The sequence below is a fragment of the Streptomyces sp. NPDC013457 genome (assembly GCF_043089925.1).
In the GTDB taxonomy this organism is placed as follows: Bacteria; Actinomycetota; Actinomycetes; order Streptomycetales; family Streptomycetaceae; genus Streptomyces.
On the sequence record NZ_JBICBL010000007.1, the window covers coordinates 227,343 to 243,555 of the forward strand.

The 16,213-nt window shown below is 74.2% G+C and carries 15 protein-coding genes; 9 read left to right on the forward strand and 6 right to left on the reverse strand.

Going from position 1 to position 16,213, the window contains the following annotated elements; translation table 11 throughout:
• Positions 1-147: 147 nt before the first annotated feature.
• On the forward strand, positions 148-699 hold the full coding sequence (locus ACF1G2_RS20535) for a helix-turn-helix domain-containing protein (RefSeq protein ID WP_391799641.1): 552 nt from the start codon (positions 148-150) through the stop codon (positions 697-699).
• A complete protein-coding gene (locus ACF1G2_RS20540) occupies positions 696-1,427 on the forward strand; it encodes a helical backbone metal receptor (RefSeq protein WP_391799642.1) in 732 nt (243 codons plus the stop codon). The genes ACF1G2_RS20535 and ACF1G2_RS20540 overlap by 4 nt, the downstream gene beginning before the upstream one ends.
• Here ACF1G2_RS20540 and ACF1G2_RS20545 read toward each other — a convergent pair.
• The gene (locus ACF1G2_RS20545) at positions 1,354-2,511 is read right to left on the reverse strand and encodes a TDT family transporter (protein ID WP_391799643.1); all 1,158 of its coding nucleotides are present in this window, start codon (positions 2,509-2,511) and stop codon (positions 1,354-1,356) included. The two genes, ACF1G2_RS20540 and ACF1G2_RS20545, sit on opposite strands and share 74 nt — an antisense overlap.
• A 70-nt stretch (positions 2,512-2,581) precedes the next feature.
• On the opposite strand from ACF1G2_RS20545, the gene ACF1G2_RS20550 reads away from it, so the two are divergent.
• Complete coding sequence (locus ACF1G2_RS20550; protein WP_391799644.1) at positions 2,582-3,523, forward strand: LysR family transcriptional regulator; 942 nt, start codon at positions 2,582-2,584, stop codon at positions 3,521-3,523.
• 19 nt (positions 3,524-3,542) lie between these two features.
• On the opposite strand, the gene ACF1G2_RS20555 is transcribed toward ACF1G2_RS20550, so the two are convergent.
• The 3 genes from ACF1G2_RS20555 to ACF1G2_RS20565 form a co-directional block, all read right to left on the reverse strand.
• On the reverse strand, positions 3,543-4,220 hold the full coding sequence (locus ACF1G2_RS20555; RefSeq protein ID WP_391799645.1) for a gamma-glutamyl-gamma-aminobutyrate hydrolase family protein: 678 nt from the start codon (positions 4,218-4,220) through the stop codon (positions 3,543-3,545).
• A gap of 29 nt (positions 4,221-4,249) precedes the next feature.
• Positions 4,250-5,692, reverse strand: coding sequence for an ethanolamine permease (gene eat, locus ACF1G2_RS20560; RefSeq protein ID WP_391799646.1), 1,443 nt, complete (start codon positions 5,690-5,692; stop codon positions 4,250-4,252).
• Between the two features lie 147 nt (positions 5,693-5,839).
• On the reverse strand, positions 5,840-6,580 hold the full coding sequence (locus ACF1G2_RS20565) for a FadR/GntR family transcriptional regulator (RefSeq protein ID WP_391799647.1): 741 nt from the start codon (positions 6,578-6,580) through the stop codon (positions 5,840-5,842).
• Between the two features lie 79 nt (positions 6,581-6,659).
• Between ACF1G2_RS20565 and ACF1G2_RS20570 the strand changes: the two genes are divergently transcribed.
• Genes ACF1G2_RS20570 through ACF1G2_RS20585 form a run of 4 tightly spaced genes read left to right on the forward strand, consistent with a single transcriptional unit; the run spans position 6,660 to position 11,139 of the window.
• Positions 6,660-8,024, forward strand: a complete 1,365-nt coding sequence (locus ACF1G2_RS20570; RefSeq protein ID WP_391799648.1) for a glutamine synthetase family protein — start codon at positions 6,660-6,662, stop codon at positions 8,022-8,024.
• Entirely contained in the window at positions 7,991-9,406 is a 1,416-nt protein-coding gene (locus ACF1G2_RS20575; RefSeq protein ID WP_391799848.1) for an aldehyde dehydrogenase family protein, read from the forward strand. The genes ACF1G2_RS20570 and ACF1G2_RS20575 overlap by 34 nt, the downstream gene beginning before the upstream one ends.
• Positions 9,403-10,194, forward strand: a complete 792-nt coding sequence (locus ACF1G2_RS20580; RefSeq protein ID WP_391799649.1) for a 3-oxoacyl-ACP reductase — start codon at positions 9,403-9,405, stop codon at positions 10,192-10,194. Before ACF1G2_RS20575 ends, ACF1G2_RS20580 begins: the two co-directional genes overlap by 4 nt.
• Positions 10,195-10,224: 30 nt before the next feature.
• Positions 10,225-11,139, forward strand: a complete 915-nt coding sequence (locus ACF1G2_RS20585) for a DUF2510 domain-containing protein (RefSeq protein ID WP_391799650.1) — start codon at positions 10,225-10,227, stop codon at positions 11,137-11,139.
• Positions 11,140-11,269: 130 nt separating this feature from the next.
• Here the strand turns inward: ACF1G2_RS20585 and ACF1G2_RS20590 are convergent, their stop codons facing one another.
• Positions 11,270-12,472: an amino acid deaminase/aldolase gene (locus ACF1G2_RS20590; RefSeq protein WP_391799651.1), complete on the reverse strand. Its 1,203-nt coding sequence runs from the start codon at positions 12,470-12,472 to the stop codon at positions 11,270-11,272.
• Between the two features lie 892 nt (positions 12,473-13,364).
• Here ACF1G2_RS20590 and ACF1G2_RS20595 point away from each other — a divergent pair.
• The gene (locus tag ACF1G2_RS20595) at positions 13,365-14,261 is read left to right on the forward strand and encodes a hypothetical protein (protein ID WP_391799652.1); all 897 of its coding nucleotides are present in this window, start codon (positions 13,365-13,367) and stop codon (positions 14,259-14,261) included.
• Positions 14,258-15,439 (forward strand): type VII secretion-associated serine protease mycosin, encoded by a 1,182-nt coding sequence (gene mycP / locus ACF1G2_RS20600; RefSeq protein ID WP_391799653.1) that lies wholly within the window; start codon positions 14,258-14,260, stop codon positions 15,437-15,439. Before ACF1G2_RS20595 ends, mycP begins: the two co-directional genes overlap by 4 nt.
• Here the strand turns inward: mycP and ACF1G2_RS20605 are convergent.
• Positions 15,414-16,142 carry a serine hydrolase gene (locus ACF1G2_RS20605; RefSeq protein ID WP_391799654.1) on the reverse strand — a complete coding sequence of 243 codons (729 nt, stop codon included), beginning with the start codon at positions 16,140-16,142 and terminating at the stop codon, positions 15,414-15,416. The two genes, mycP and ACF1G2_RS20605, sit on opposite strands and share 26 nt — an antisense overlap.
• Between the last annotated feature and the right edge of the window lie 71 nt (positions 16,143-16,213).

Consider the following 16,213-nt stretch of genomic DNA (forward strand, 5'->3'; position numbering starts at 1 on the left):
AATTCCGGCTCCCGAACGCACAGGGGTGGTCGCCGAACGTGTTCGGCGGCCACCCCTTTTCGCCACGACGCGAAACCCCGTGCCAAAGCTGCGTAAGGTTCAGTTAACCGACCAGTACGCGGCACCGAGGCACGGGAGGGAGCGGACGTGGACGAGAAGGACTCACCACGCGTGGGCGCGGCCGTCAAGAGGCGCCGCAGGGCCCTCCAGCTGACGCTGGCCGTCGTGGCCAAGCGCAGCGGACTGTCCGTGCCCTTCCTCAGCCAGATCGAGAACGAGCGGGCCCGCCCCAGCGACCGCTCCCTCTCCCTCGTCGCCGGCGCCCTGGAGACCACGGCCGCCGACCTCCTCGCCGCCGCCGAGGCGGCCCGCACCGTCGACGTCGTCCGGGCCGACGAGCACCCCCACGCCATGCCCTCCGGCGTACGGTCCCTGGTCCGCGGCCGGCACCAGCTGCACGCGCTGGAGTTCACCGGCGAGCGGGACGCGGGCCGTGAATTCCAGCACCGCAACGACGAGTTGCTGTTCGTCGCCGACGGCTCCGCCGAGGTCGAGGCCGAAGGCCGGGCGTACCGGCTCGAGCGCGGCGACACGCTCTACCTCTCCGGAGGCGTACGGCACCGCTGGCGCGCCACCGAGCCCGGCACCCGCCTCGTCGTCGTCGCCGTCGCCGAGCACATCGAGGCCGAGGACACATGAGCCCGGCGGCCCGTGTCGTCTCCCTCGTCCCCTCGCTGACCGAAGCCGTCGCCGTCACCGCGCCCGGCCTGCTCGTCGGCGCCACCGACTGGTGCAGCCACCCGCCCGACCTCGACGTCGTACGGATCGGTGGCACCAAGAACCCCGACGTCACGGCCGTCGCCGCACTCCGCCCCGACCTGGTCATCGCCAACGAGGAGGAGAACCGGGCCCCCGACCTGGCCGCGCTGCGCGGCGCCGGGATCGAGGTCCTGGTCACCGAGGTCCGCACGCTGGACCAGGCGTTCGCCGAGCTGGACCGCGTGCTGCGGGCCTGCGGCGTCCCCGGCCGGCCGCGCTGGCTGGACGAGGCGGAGGAGGCGTGGGCGGCCGTCGAGGTGTCCGGCCCGCCGCTGACAGCCGTCGTGCCGATCTGGCGCCGGCCCTGGATGGTCCTCGGCCGGGACACCTTCGCCGGCGACCTGCTCGCTCGTCTCGGCGTACGGCAGGTGTACGCGGCCCACCCCGAGCGCTACCCGCGCGTCCCGCTCGACGAGCTCCGGTCGGCGGGCGCCGAGCTGGTGGTCCTGCCGGACGAGCCGTACCGCTTCACGCGCGACGACGGCCCCGAGGCGTTCCCCGAGGCCGCCGCGGCACTCGTCAGCGGACGCCATCTCACCTGGTACGGGCCGTCACTGGCCGAGGCGCCCCGGGTCCTCGCCCGGGAGCTGCGAGCAGCGCACCGCTGAACAGCCCGCGCAGGGTGTGGAATCCGGCCACCAGCCAGGCCGCGACGAGGAAGACGTACAGCGCGATCGCGAGCCAGCCGTAGACGGCGAGGCCCGTGTGCCGGGCGAGCCCCTCCGCGCCCGTCACGCAGGTGCCGACCGGGAAGGTGAAGGCCCACCAGGTCATCGCGAACCCCATGCCCCGACGGCGGGCCCGCAGCACCAGCGCTCCGGCCAGCGCCAGCCACAGCAGGGCGAAGCCCATGACGGGGACGCCGTAGAGGACGGCGAAGGCGGCGAAGCCGTGCGCGTACGGAGCGGGCAGCACACCCGGCGCGACGTCGGCGAACTTGTTCGCGGCGGTGGTCGACTGGCCCAGCGGTCCGAGGACCAGGAAGAGCGTCGGGGTGAGTGCGAGCGGCAGAGGGCCGCCGGTCACCAGGCGGCCGAAGACCAGCGGCAGCATGACGAGCGTCGCGAGCAGGCTGATGCCGAACATGGCGTAGCAGGCGATCAGGAACGTCTGCTGGGGCTGCCCGGCGGGCAGGTGCGGCAGGAGCAGCGGGCCGACCGCCGCGGAGACCATGGGCGCGACGACGGGCAGCAGCCACACGGGGGAGGCGCCCTCGACCCTGTGATGCACCACCATCAGATACGGGATCGCCACGGCGGCGGCCAGGCCGACCGCCGTGCCGGCGGTGTACAGGAGCGTGTCGAGGGCGACGGCCGCGGGGAGGCCGATCCAGTCCCGGCCGACGATCGGCCCACCGGCGCCGACCGCGAGCAGCGCCATCGCCAGACAGCCGTAGAACGGGGCCACGGCCGGGTCCATCAGCTGCTCCCTGGCCCGGTCGCGGTGGTGGATCCAGTGCGCGGCACGGGCGGTGAGCAGGGTGAGGAGCATCGCGGCGGAGAGGACCCAGACGGCCGTGCAGGCGGTCCGCAGACCGGGGACGTGCACGGGAAGCGTCGCTCCCGCGTTGGCGACGATGGCGGTGCCCATCACCGAGGCGTACCAGTGGGGACCGAGGTGACGGACCGCGGCCGCCCGTACGCCGGGGGTGGTGGCGAGGGGGGCCGGAAGCGAAGGTGCGAGTGTTGCCATGGCCCCAGATTCGCGCGGCCGCGCGGGCCCGACCAGGGATCTTGGTGCTATGACGTCATAAGCTGCCTTTATGAGCAGTGAGACGAGCCGGCCCGCACCCCTGGCCCACCGGGTCCCCGACCTCGGTGCGCTCGAACTGCTCCTGGCCGTCGCCCGCCACGGCAGTCTGGGGCGGGCCGCCCGCGAGGTGGGCATCACCCAGCCCGCGGCGAGCAGCCGGATCCGTTCGATGGAACGGCAGCTCGGGGTCGCCCTGGTGGACCGTTCGCCGCGCGGCTCACGGCTGACGGACGCGGGGGCGCTGGTCACGGACTGGGCGCGGCGGATCGTCGAGGCGGCGGAGGCCTTCGACGCGGGGGCGCAGGCGCTTCGGGGGCGGCGGGACTCGCGGCTGCGGGTGGCCGCGTCGATGACGATCGCCGAGTACCTGCTGCCCGGCTGGCTGATCGCGCTGCGCGGGGACCGGCCGGACACGGCGGTGTCACTGATGGCGGGGAACTCGGCGGCGGTCGCGGAGCGGCTGCTCGCGGACGAGGCGGACCTGGGGTTCGTGGAGGGGCTCGCCGTGCCCGAGGGCCTGGACGGGGCGGTCGTCGCCCGCGACCGGCTCGTCGTGGTCGCCGCGCCGTCCCACGTGTGGGCCCGCCGCCGCAGGCCGCTCGACCCGGGGGAGCTGGCCGCGACCCCGCTGATCCTGCGCGAACGGGGGTCGGGGACCCGCCAGGTGCTCGACTCCGCGCTCTCCGCGCACGGCGGCCTCGCGCAGCCGCTGCTCGAACTCGCCTCCACCACGGCGGTGAAGGCGGCGGCGGTCAGTGGGGCCGGACCGGCGGTGCTGAGCGAACTCGCGATCGCGGAGGAGCTGGCTTCCCGCCGCCTGGTCGAGGTCCCGGTGGAGGGCGTCCTGCTCCGCCGCGACCTCCGCGCGGTCTGGCCCACGGGTCACCGCCCCACGGGCCCGGCCCGCGACCTCCTGTCCCTGACGAGGGCGACGCCGACGCCGACGGGGTGAGGGCGAGGGCCCGGGGGCCTCAGCCCGCCGCCGCGATCAGGCCCCGCATGACGCGGAGGTCGTCGCCCATCTCCGGGTGCCACTGGACGCCCAGGGCCCAGGTCGGGGCCGGGAGTTCGATCGCCTCGACCGTGCCGTCCTCCGCGTACGCCGAGGGGGAAAGGCCGTCGCCGAGGCGGTCCACCGCCTGGTGGTGGTAGGTCGGCACCGAGGTCGTCTCCGGGACCAGGGAGGCGTACCGCGTCAGCGGGACCGGCTTCACCGTGTGGCGGCCGATCACACCGACCCCCTCCGTATGGCCGTCCAGGTGCTGGACGAGCGTGCCGCCGAGCGCCACGTTCAGCAGCTGCATGCCCCGGCAGATGCCCAGCACCGGCGTGCCGGCGGCGAGCGCCGCCTCGATCAGGGCCAGCTCCCACGCGTCCCTGGCCCGGGCCGGAGGGCCGGTACGGGGGTCGGGCTCGGCCCCGTACCGTACCGGCTCGACATCCGCCCCGCCCGCGACCACCAGACCGTCGATCCGCGCCACCACCGACGCGGCGGCGGACGGGTCGTCCGGCGGGAGCATCGTCGCGAGGCCGCCGCTCGCCTGCACCAGACGCGGGTAGCGCGCCGGCAGCAGCGCCGCGGGCATCTCCCACACGCCCCAACGGGCCTGGTCCAGATAGGTCGTCACGCCGATGAGCGGCTTGGACACGGATTCTCCTCCTGAGGGAACGACGGTGGTCAGTCGCGTTCGAGCTCGGCCTCGGCCGCCGCGAGCGCCGCGAACTCCTCCTCCGGCGCCTTGGCCACCAGGTGCTTCCGACTGTAGAACGCGAAGTAGGCGAGGGCGATCGCGTACACCCCGAGCGCCATGAACGCGGCGTCCTTGTCGACGAGGAACGTCGCCACCAGCGCCGACAGGGCCAGGACGAACGCCACGGACGAGGTCACGACGCCGCCGGGGGTCCGGTACGGCCGCGGCAGATGCGGCTCGCGGCGCCGCAGCACGATGTGCGAGAGCGCCATCAGCGCGTACGAGATGGTCGCGCCGAACACCGCGATGTTCAGCATCCGCGCGCCGTTCCCCGTCCCCGCCGCCAGCGCGAAGCCGATGGCGCCGGGGATGAGCAGCCCCAGGTAGGGCGACTTGCGGCGGCTGGTCAGCGAGAGGAAACGCGGGAGGTAGCCCGCCCGGGAGAGTGCGAAGAGCTGGCGCGAGCCCGCGTAGATCAGCGAGAAGAACGAGGCGACGAGTCCGGCGAGGCCCGCGTAGTTCACGAACCGGCTGAGCGCCGTCGGGTCCCCGTCGCCCTGCAACGCCACGACCAGCGGGTTCCCCGCCTCCTGGATGGCGGCCGAGCCCCGCGCCCCGGTCGAGGCGACGAACGTCATCACGGCGAGCACCACCAGGATGCCCATCGAGATCGCCAGCGCCCTGGGCATGGAGCGGACCGGGTCCTTGGCCTCCTCGGCGGCGAGCGGCACGCCCTCGACGCCGAGGAAGAACCACATGCCGAAGGGGAACGCGGCCCAGATCCCGAGGAGGCCGTACGGCAGCCAGGAGCTGGAACCGAGGGCCCCGGTGTCGGCCGGGATGTCGTTCAGTCCGTCGACGTGGAAGTCGCTGAGCGCGCCCAGCGCGAAGACGACCAGGGCCGCGACGGCGATCGCCGTCACGATCAGGCTGAAGCGGAGCGCCTCGCCCACGCCCCAGAGGTGGATGCCGATGAAGATCACGAAGCAGGCGAGGTAGACCGGCCAGCCGGACTCCAGGCCGAAGAGGCCGAGCGATTCGACGTAGTCGCCGATGAAGATGGAGATCGCGGCGGGGGCGAGGATGTACTCGATGAGGATCGCGGTGCCGGTGAGGAAGCCGCCCCAGGTGCCGAGCGCCCGGCGCGCGAAGCCGTAACCGCCGCCCGCGGTGGGCAGGATGGCGGAGAGCTCGGCGAGCGCGAAGACGAGACAGGCGTACATCGCGCCCATCAGGACGGTCGCGATCGCCAGTCCGCCGAAGCCGCCCTTGGAGAGACCGATGTTCCAGCCGGAGAAGTCGCCGGAGACGACGTAGGCGACGCCGAGGCCCGTGAGCAGCAGCCAGCCGGCGCTGCCGCGGCGCAGCGCCCGGCGTTCGAGGTAGTCGTCCGGTGCTGTCTTGTTCCCGGTGGTGTCTTCGAGCGTCATGGCAGCGTCAGCTCCCGCGTCGGGCCCAATGGATTGGTGCCATACCTTTGCGCCGCCCCCGGCTGGAACGCAACCCCCGTGCGTTACTTTCGGGTTACGCGGGCTCCTCCTCTCCGGGCTCGGCTCGCCGGGCCGGCGTGCGTGCCCTCACGTCAGGAAGCCGCGCAGCAGCGCCGCAGTGCCCCCGCAGTGTTCGCGCATCACCTCGCGGGCCCCGTCCGCGTCGCCGTCCAGGACCGCCTCCACCAGGGCCGTGTGCTGGTGCTGGGAGTGCTCCAGGTTCCGTACGAGCAGCGGGATGCAGTCCAGGAGGTCGTTCACCGTCGCCCGCACGGCGGCGTACTGCGCCGTGAGCGTCGGGGAGCCGGAGAGCTCGGCCAGCGTGAGGTGGAGCAGCGTGTCCTGGCGCCGGTAGTCGTCCAGCGTGGCGTCGTGCGTGGCCGCGAGCGCCGCACGGAGCCGGTCCGCGCCCTCGTCGTCCAGGCCGTGCGCCGCGCACAGCCCCGCCGCGCCGACCTCCAGGACCTCCCGGAACCGCAGGGTGTCCTCCACGTCGACGGAGGCGATCCGGCGCCGCAGCTCGTCCTCGTCGGCCGTCTGCGGCCGGTGCAGCACGAACGTCCCGCCGTACCGCCCGCGCCGGCTCTCCACGAGCCCCTGCTCCTGGAGGACCTTCAGCACCTCGCGCAGGGTGACGCGGCTGATCCCCATGCGGTCGGCCAGCTCCCGCTCGGCGGGCAGCCGGCCGCCGCCGGGGACGAGGCCGAGCCGTACCACCTGGAGGATCTGCTCCAGCGCCTCCTCGAAGCCGTTGCCCGCCCGGACCGGCCGCAGCACGGGCGTGAGGCGGTCAACCTGCGGGGCGGGCGATTCACTCGTACTGGACACGTTCCCGTTTCCCCTTCCCAAGCAATGGTCTTCGGCAATACCTTATGGCTTCCGGCTGACCCAAGGAGGAGTACATCCCGTGGCAGACCGCAAAGCCCCGCTCTCCGTCGAGGAGCTGCGCTCCCTCGTCGCCAGCGGTGAGATCGACACGGTCGTCCTCGCCTTCCCCGACATGCAGGGACGGCTCCAGGGCAAGCGGTTCGCCGCACCGTTCTTCCTCGACGACGTCCTCGAACACGGCACCGAGGGCTGCAACTATCTTCTGGCCGTCGACGCCGACATGAACACGGTCGACGGTTACGCGATGTCCTCCTGGGACCGCGGCTACGGCGACTTCGCCATGCGCCCCGACCTCTCCACCCTGCGGCGCGTGCCGTGGAACGAGGGTACGGCCATGCTCGTCGCCGACCTCGCCTGGAACGACGGGTCGCCCGTCGTCGCCGCACCCCGCCAGATCCTCCGCCGCCAGCTGGAACGGCTCGCCGAACACGGCTACACCGCCCACGTCGGCACGGAGCTCGAGTTCATCGTCTTCAAGGACACCTACGAGCAGGCGTGGGACGCGAACTACCGCGGCCTGACCCCGGTCAACCAGTACAACGTCGACTACTCGGTGCTCGGCACCGGCCGTGTCGAGCCCCTCCTGCGGCGGATCCGCAACGAGATGGCCGGTGCGGGCCTGACCGTCGAGTCCGCCAAGGGCGAGTGCAACCCGGGCCAGCACGAGATCGCCTTCAAGTACGACGAGGCGCTCGTCACCTGCGACCAGCACGCCGTCTACAAGACGGGCGCCAAGGAGATCGCCGCCCAGGAGGGCGTCTCGCTCACCTTCATGGCGAAGTACAACGAGCGCGAGGGCAACTCCTGCCACATCCACCTCTCCCTCCAGGACGCCGACGGGCACAACGTCATGGCCGGCGACGGCCCTGCCGGCATGTCGGAGATCATGCGCCACTTCCTGGCCGGCCAGCTCGCCGCCCTGCGTGACTTCTCCCTTCTCTACGCCCCCAACATCAACTCCTACAAGCGCTTCCAGCCCGGCTCCTTCGCCCCCACCGCCGTCGCCTGGGGCGTCGACAACCGCACCTGTTCCCTGCGCGTCGTCGGCCACGGCCGCTCGATGCGCTTCGAGAACCGCCTCCCCGGCGGGGACGTCAACCCCCACCTCGCCGTCGCGGGCCTGGTCGCCGCCGGCCTCTACGGCATCGAGCAGGGGCTCGAACTGCCCGCAGCCTGCGACGGGAACGCGTACACCGCCGACCACGCCCACGTCCCCACCACCCTGCGCGAGGCCGCCGAGCTCTGGGAGACCAGCCCCATCGCCAAGGCCGCCTTCGGCGACGAGGTCGTCGCGCACTACCGCAACATGGCCCGCGTCGAACTGGACGCGTACGACGCCGCGGTGACCGACTGGGAGCTGCGCCGCTCCTTCGAACGCATGTGAGGAACGAGTTGCCGCACGAACTTTCAGTCCTGAACCCGGCGACCGAGGAGGTCGTCGCCACCGTCCCCGCCGCCACACCCGAGGACGTCGACGCCGCCGTCGTACGGGCGACGGCGGCTCAGCGCGGCTGGGCCGCCGCCGCCCCCGCCGACCGCGCCCGGCTGCTGCGCCGGTTCGCCGCCGTCGTCGACACCCACACCGAGGAACTGGCCCTCCTCGAAGTCCGTCAGGCCGGCCACACCCTCGGCAACGCCCGCTGGGAGGCGGGCAACGTCTGCGACCTGCTCGACTACGCGGCAGGCGGAGTGGAGCGGCTGAGCGGCCGGCAGATCCCCGTCGCCGGCGGACTCGACGTCACGATCCTCGAACCCCTCGGCGTCGTCGGCGTGATCGCGCCCTGGAACTTCCCCATGCCGATCGCCGCCTGGGCCACCGCCCCGGCCCTCGCCGCCGGCAACGCGGTGATCCTCAAGCCCGCCGAGACCACCCCGCTCACCGCGCTCCGGCTCGCCGAACTCGCCCTGGAGGCCGGGCTCCCCGAGGGCCTCTTCCAGGTCCTCCCCGGCGAGGGAGCCGTCGCCGGCAACGCGCTCGTCGAACACCCCGGCATCGCGAAGATCGTCTTCACCGGCTCGACACGGGTCGGCAGGAGCATCATGGCGAAGTGCGCCGACCAGGTGAAGCGGGTGACGCTCGAACTCGGCGGCAAGAGCCCCAACATCGTCTTCGCCGACGCGGACATCGAGGCCGCCGCCGCGGCCGCTCCCATGTCCTTCCTCGACAACAGCGGCCAGGACTGCTGCGCCCGTACCCGCATCCTCGTCCAGCGCGGCGTGTACGACCGCTTCCTGGAGCTCCTCACCCCCGCCGTCGAGGAGATCGTCGTCGGCGACCCGGCCGACGAGAGGACCCAGATGGGCCCGCTGATCTCCAGGGCCCAGCTGGAGCGCGTACGGGCGTACGTCCCCGACACCCTCCCCGGCATCCGCGGCAAGGCGCCCGAGGGCCCCGGCTTCTGGTTCCCGCCGACCGTCCTCACCGACGTCGCCGAGGACGCCCCCTGCGCCGTCGAGGAGGTCTTCGGACCGGTCGCCGTCGTCCTGCCCTTCGAGGACGAGGCGGACGCCGTACGGCTCGCCAACGCCACCGACTACGGCCTCTCCGGCTCGATCTGGACCCGTGACGTCGGCCGCGCCCTGCGCGTCTCGCGCGCCGTCCGGGCCGGCAACCTCTCCGTCAACTCCCACTCCAGCGTCCGCTACTGGACCCCCTTCGGCGGCTACGGGCAGTCCGGCCTCGGCCGGGAGCTCGGCCCCGACGCACTGACCGCCTTCACCGAAACCAAGAACGTCTTCATCAGCACGGAGGGCCCCGCACTGTGAGCAACGAGAGCAACGACATCATCTGCCGCCGCCTCGTCGGCCGCACCGCCGTCATCACCGGCGCAGGCAGCGGCATCGGCCTGGCCACCGCCCGCCGTCTCGCGTCCGAGGGCGCCGACGTCGTCTGCGGCGACATCGACGAGACCGCCGGAAAGGCCGCGGCGGAGGAGGTCGGCGGCATCTTCGTGCGGGTCGACGTCACCGACCCCGAGGAGGTCGAGGCGCTCTTCAGGACCGCGTTCGACACCTACGGCTCCGTCGACATCGCCTTCAACAACGCGGGTATCTCGCCCCCCGACGACGACTCCATCCTCACCACCGGTCTCGAAGCCTGGAAGCGCGTCCAGGACGTCAACCTCACCTCCGTGTACCTGTGCTGCAAGGCCGCCCTGCCCTACATGCAGCGACAGGGCCGCGGCTCCATCATCAACACCGCGTCGTTCGTCGCCGTCATGGGCGCGGCCACCAGCCAGATCTCGTACACCGCCTCCAAGGGCGGGGTGCTCGCCATGTCCCGCGAACTGGGCGTGCAGTTCGCCCGCGAGGGCATCCGGGTCAACGCGCTCTGCCCGGGACCGGTCAACACCCCTCTCCTGCAGGAGCTGTTCGCCAAGGACCCGGAGCGCGCAGCGCGCCGTCTGGTGCACATTCCCGTGGGCCGGTTCGCCGAGGCGGAGGAGATCGCCGCCGCCGTGGCCTTTCTCGCGAGCGACGACTCCTCCTTCATCAACGCCACCGACTTCCTCGTCGACGGGGGCATCTCGGGCGCGTACGTGACCCCGCTGTAGGGCCGGTCCAGCGGGCCCTAGGCTTGCGGGATGAGCATGACGACGCCTCCCGGCTGGTATCCGGACCCGGCCGTGCCCACCGTCGAACGATGGTGGGACGGCACCAACTGGACGGCACACACCCGGCAGGCCCCTGCCGTGTCCACGGTCGTCTCGCCGGCGCCGCCCGTGCACGGGGGCGGGCGGAGCCGGGCCGCCGTCCTCGGCGCGATCGCGGTGACCGTGGTCGCGGCCGTCGTCGCGGGCGTGGTCGTGTTCGGCGGCGACGACCCGGAGGACCCGCCCACGGCGGGCCCGACGGCGGCCACGAGCACGCCCACCGCGACGTCCTACTCCACCACCGGAGGCGAGCCCGCCGAGGAGGAGGACGAGAACCCCACCCAGGTCGTGGACCAGCTCAACGGCATCACGCTCCCGGTCCTCAAGGGCTGGGAGAAGCCGGAGTACCACTCCGGCCCGGCGCCGACGATCACGACCGTCGGCACCTACGCGTGCCACGGGGCCGGCACCAAGCAGTGCCGCCACGGCACCGTCTCCTCGCACACGGTCTCGGGCACCGACGCCTCGACCCCCGAGGCGATCGCCAAGGAGGACATCGAACTGGCGGCCGAGGAGACCTACGAGGAGGACGTCCTCGGCAGCCTGCCCTACGGGAGGATGGTGTCCCACAAGGTCGTCGCCGCCCGGCCCGCCGCCGTCGCCGGCCGCACGGGCTACCTGGTCCGCTGGCAGGTCACGACCGACAAGGGCCCCGGCGGCTACGTCCAGTCGCTCGCCTTCGCCTCCCCGGCGGGCAGCGAGTCCCCGGTCGTGGTGCGCTTCGTCTTCGACGCGGGCACGGACGGACCGTCGCTCGCCCTCATGGACGAGATCACGCGCGGCATCCGCCCCATCGGCAGCGACACCAACGGGGGAGTGGGCAGCTCGATCACCCCGGGGACGTGACCGGGGGCGGCCCCGATCTCCAGGAGGGGGCGCCGTGCGGCCGTACGGGACGGCACCGGGCGCCCGCTGTGGTACGGGACGTCGCCGGGCGCCCGCTGTCGTACGGGACGTCGCCGGGCGCCGTCCAGGCCTACAGGAACGTGCGGCCCTCGCCCCGGTACGTCGGTACCGTCGCCGTGATCCGGTCGCCCTCGATCAGCTGCAGGCTGTCGAACCGCTCGCACAGCTCCCCGGCCTTCGCGTGCCGGAACCACACCTTGTCCCCGACGAGGAGGTCGTCGGCCGCCGAACCGAGCAGCGGCGTCTGCACCTCGCCCGGGCCTTCCTGCGGGTCGTAGCGCAGCCCTTCCGGCAGGTACGGGACGGGCAGCCGGTCCACGCCCGCCGCGCCGGACGCGGGGTAGCCGCCGCCGAGCACGGTCACCACGCCGACGCCGGGGCGGCGCACGACGGGCTGGGCGAAGAGGGCGGCCGGACGGCCGGTGAAGGACGTGTAGTTGTCGAAGAGGCGCGGCACGTAGAGCCCGGAACCGGCGGCGATCTCGGTCACCGCCTCCTCGGCCGCCGTGTGCTGCACACTGCCCGTCCCGCCGCCGTTGACGAACTCCAGGTCCGGCGCCACCGCCCGGACCGCGCGCACCACGGCCGCGCGCCGGGACTCCAGCTCCCTGCGGGCGGCCGACTGCATCAGCCGGATCGCCCGGGACCGCAGCGGCCGTCCGGCGACCGCGTCCCCGACCCCGGCGACATGCCCTTCGTACGCCATGATCCCGACCAGCCGGAAACCGGGCCTGCGGGCGATCGAGCGGGCCAGCTCGGCGAGCTGCGCGGGCTCGCGCAGCGGCGAGCGGAGCGCTCCTATCCGCACCCGGCCGCCCAGCAGCCGGAGCGAGGTGTCCAGCTCCAGGCAGACCCTGATCTCCTCGCCGCCGCCCGCGCGTGCCGCGTCGATCAGGTCCAGCTGCGCCGTGTCGTCGACCATCACCGTCACGGCGCCGGCGAGCTTCGGATCGTTCGCCAGCTCGCCGAACGAGGTCCGGTCGGCGGACGGGTAGGCGAGCAGCACGTCCTCGAACCCGGCGCGCGCCAGCCACAGCGACTCGTCGAGCGTGAACGACATGATCCCCGCGAAGCCCGCGCGCGCCAGGACCCGCTCGAGCAGCGCCCGGCACCGAACGGACTTGCTCGCCACCCGGATCGGCTTGCCGCCGGCCCGGCGTACGAGATCGTCGGCGTTGGCGTCGAAGGCCTCCAGGTCGACGATGGCGACGGGCGCGTCGAGGTGGGCGGTGGCCCGGTCGTACCGGGCCCGGTCGGCGGCGCGGGGAGTCATGGCCCGAGCTTGCCAGACGGGTTTACGGGTGGGTAGCCCCTGAGTTCCCGCGCGGAGGGGAACAGCCCGTAGAGTGGCGGGCATTGCGAGGCAGGCACCACGACGGAACGACCAGGGGGCGGGGATGAGCACCGACGCGCACCGGCCCGCCGCCCGCATCGGCGAGGCCCTGTTCCCGCCCCCGAAGCCGGCGCCCGACACCGCGCCGCCGGGGGTCCCTGGCCCCGCCTCGCCGGACCGCGCCCCGGCGGCCGCCGCACCGGCCTCCACCACGGTCCCCGGCCCGCCCGCAGTCCCCCCGCGCCCGACGGAACCCCCTGCCACGAGGCCCCCCGCGCCGGAACCCCCCACGCGTCCCGAGGCCGGCGGAACCACCGGCTCCACCCGGCCCGTGCCGCCCGCGCGTCCTGCCTCCGCGCCCGTGCGCCCTGCGGCACCGTCAGCCCGCACCACTGCGGAAGTCCCCGCGCCGTCCGCAGCCGGTGGAACCACCGGCTCCACCCGGCCCGTGCCGTCCGCGCGTCCTGCCTCCGCGCCCGTGCGTCCCGCAGCACCGCCCGCGCGCCCCGCGCCGTCCGCGGCCGGTGGAACCACCGGCTCCGCCCGGCCCGTGCCGTCCGTGCGCCCCGCCTCCGCGCCCGTGCGTCCCGCAGCACCGCCCGCGCGCCCCGCGCCGTCCGCGGCCGGTGGAACCACCGGCTCCGCCCGCCGCGAGCCGCCCGCGGCCCCCGCGCCCGCGCGCCCCGCGACACCCGCCTCCGTTCCCGCCCGGCCCCCGGCCCCCGCCCGGCCCCCGGCCCCCGCTCGCTCTGCCGACGTACCCGCCGTCGAGACGACCGCGCGGCTGCGGCCGATCCGGGAGACGGGGAGCCGGTCGATACCGCCGCGCCCGGTGAGCCCGCCCCCCGCGCGGCCCGCCGCCGCGCCCGCAGCGCGGATGCCGGCGCAGACGTACGGAACGTACGGCGCCTACCGGCCCTACACCGCGCCGCCCGAGACCGTCGTCGAGACCACCACCCGCCTCCGGCCCGTCCGTGAGCGCCGCGTCGGCCGGGCCGTCGCGGCCGGGGCCTGCCTCGTCCTCGGGGTCGGCCTCGTCGGCGGCGCCGTCGCCGGAGCCGTCCTCGCCGCCACCGACGCCGGTGCCGCCGAGGAGCCCGAGGGTTACGCCGAGGCCAGGACCCTGTGGCACAGCGTCCCCGTCGACACGCTCTTCCCCCGCACCCTCTCGGGCCCCAAGGAGGGCCCCGGCGCCGCCGACCGCACCTGGACGCGGGTCGTCGTCGCGCCCGACGCCCCCTGCACCTCGGCCGCCCTGCCCAGGAGCGTGCTCACCACCCTGCAACCCGTCGGCTGCGAACGCGTCCTGCGCGCCACGTACACCGACGCCACCGCCTCCAGCGTCATCACCGTCGGTCTGGTCTTCACCCGGGCCGACCCCACCGCCACCCGCTCCCTCGCCACCGAGTCCGCCGCCCGCCTCGGCGCCGACGTGCCCCCGGCACTCTCCGCCCCCGGCACCGTGGCCGCACGCTTCGGCGCCCCGCAGCGCGCCGGCTGGTGGACCCGGGCGCTCACCGACCTCCCGGTCGTCGTCACCGCCGTCTCCGGCTTCGCCGACGGGCGTCCCGTCGCCTCCCCCCAGCCCGCCGACCGCGCCATGGCCGACGGACAGACCAGCCCCGTCGCCCAGTCCGGCCTCGGCCACGAGGCCAAGGGCGTCGCCGACCGGATCGAGAGCACCCTGCGCGCCACGCTCCCCACCGCGGCGAAGGACGACGACCGGTGACCCGACCCCGTGCCCTGGCGGCCCTGCTCGCGGCCGCCTTCGCGGTGCTCCCCGCCACCACCACCCCGGCGTACGCCGACACCATCCGCGCCCGCCAGTGGGGCCTCGAAGCCCTGCACACGAGCAAGGCCTGGCGCACCACCAAGGGGGAGGGCATCACCGTCGCCGTCCTCGACACCGGGGTCGACGCGGACCATCCCGACCTCGTCGGCTCCGTCCTCAAGGGCAAGGACCTCGTCGGCTTCGGCGCCGTGCGCGGCGACCGGGCGTGGGCCCGGCACGGCACCGCCATGGCCGGCATCATCGCCGGGCACGGCCACGGCCCGGGCCGTCAGGACGGCGTCCTCGGCATCGCACCGAAGGTCGAGATCCTGCCCGTCCGGGTCATCCTCGAAGGCACGGACAAGGCCCGCGACAAGGCCCGCAAGACCCGCGGCACCGCCCTCGCCGAAGGCATCCGCTGGGCCACCGACAACGGCGCCGACGTCATCAACCTCTCCCTCGGCGACGACTCCAAGTCCGCCCACCCCGACGCGGGGGAGGACGCCGCCGTCCAGTACGCCCTCGCCAAGGGCGTCTCCGTCGTCGCCTCGGCCGGCAACGGCGGCGAGAAGGGCGACCACATCTCGTACCCCGCGGCCTACCCCGGCGTCGTCGCCGTGGCCGCCGTCGACCGGTACGGCACGCACGCCTCGTTCTCCACCAGCCGCTGGTACTCCACCGTCAGCGCCCCCGGCGTCGACATCGTCATCGCCGACCCGGACCGCCGCTACTACGAGGGCTGGGGCACCAGCGCGGCCGCCGCGTTCGTCTCCGGCGCCGTCGCGCTCGTCCGGTCCGCACACCCCGACCTGACGCCCGCCCAGATCAAGCGGCTCCTCATCGACACCGCCCGCAACCGGCCCAAGGACGGCCGCAGCGACGACAAGGGGTACGGCACCGTCGACCCGGCCGCCGCCATCGAGGCCGGCGCCCGGCTCAAGGGCGCCGACCCCAAGAACGCCTCCGCCGGCTACCGCGGCCGCTACTTCGGCGCCGGACCGCAGGCCGCCCCCGACGAGGACAGGCCGGTCGGCCTGCTCGCCCCCGCCGCCGGCGGTGTCGGGGCGCTCCTGCTCGCCGCCGCGGTCGTCCTGTGGCGCGGCAGCCGCGCTACAGGACCGCGCCCACCGCGCTGACCGCGGCCCGCGCCGCCCTCTCCACGCACAGCACGCCCGCGTCCTTCGCGGCATGACCGTCGGAGACCACCGCCACGAGACAGACCCGTCCGCAGGCCGTCACCCGCCCCACGCTGTTGACGACCCAGAGGCCGGTGGCATCACGGGGGAGCCACCCGTTCTTCACCGCCCCGTCGGTGCCGGCCGCCGGGACACCCCAGGCCTGGTCGGCGGCCACGCTCTCCATCAGCGCGGTGATGTACGTACGGGAGTCCTCGGCCAGCGGCGAGTCCGTGCCGAACACCGCGCGGAGGAGCACCAACCGGTCCGCGGCCGTCGTCTGCGTCAGCCCCCACGCCCTCGCTCCGGTCGTCCGTGCCAGCCCGAACCGCGCGTTGGCGTCGTCCAGGCCCTCCGCGCCGCCGATCGCCCGCCACAGCGTGGTCGCCGACGCGTTGTCGCTCCGCCGGATCATCGCGGCGGCGGCCGTGCGCTCCGCCGAGGTCGGCTCCCGCCCCTCGTCCTGTGCGCGGAGCAGCAGGGCCGCGAGGATGTCGAGCTTGACGACACTCGCGGTGTCGTACGTCCGGCCCTCGCCGCCGTACGAGGCAGAGCGCCCGGTCTCCAGGTCGAGCACCGCGACCGAGAGGGACGCACCGCTCCCGGCGAGCACGGGAGCGACGGCCTCGGCGAGCGCGGTGTCGAGATCCGTTTCCACGGTCACGGCGGTCGTCTCCTCGTGGGTCGGTCGCGCGGCGGGACGGGGCAAGTCTGGGGCGCGGGACGGGCGCGGCG

Bases quoted from the DNA above. Each gene is read 5' to 3' on its own strand.
- ACF1G2_RS20540 (WP_391799642.1), top strand. From the start codon at position 696: ATGAGCCCGGCGGCCCGTGTCGTCTCCCTCGTCCCCTCGCTGACCGAA.
- ACF1G2_RS20545 (WP_391799643.1), bottom strand. From the start codon at position 2,511: ATGGCAACACTCGCACCTTCGCTTCCGGCCCCCCTCGCCACCACCCCC.
- ACF1G2_RS20550 (WP_391799644.1), top strand. From the start codon at position 2,582: ATGAGCAGTGAGACGAGCCGGCCCGCACCCCTGGCCCACCGGGTCCCC.
- eat (WP_391799646.1), bottom strand. From the start codon at position 5,692: ATGACGCTCGAAGACACCACCGGGAACAAGACAGCACCGGACGACTAC.
- ACF1G2_RS20585 (WP_391799650.1), top strand. From the start codon at position 10,225: ATGAGCATGACGACGCCTCCCGGCTGGTATCCGGACCCGGCCGTGCCC.
- ACF1G2_RS20590 (WP_391799651.1), bottom strand. From the start codon at position 12,472: ATGACTCCCCGCGCCGCCGACCGGGCCCGGTACGACCGGGCCACCGCC.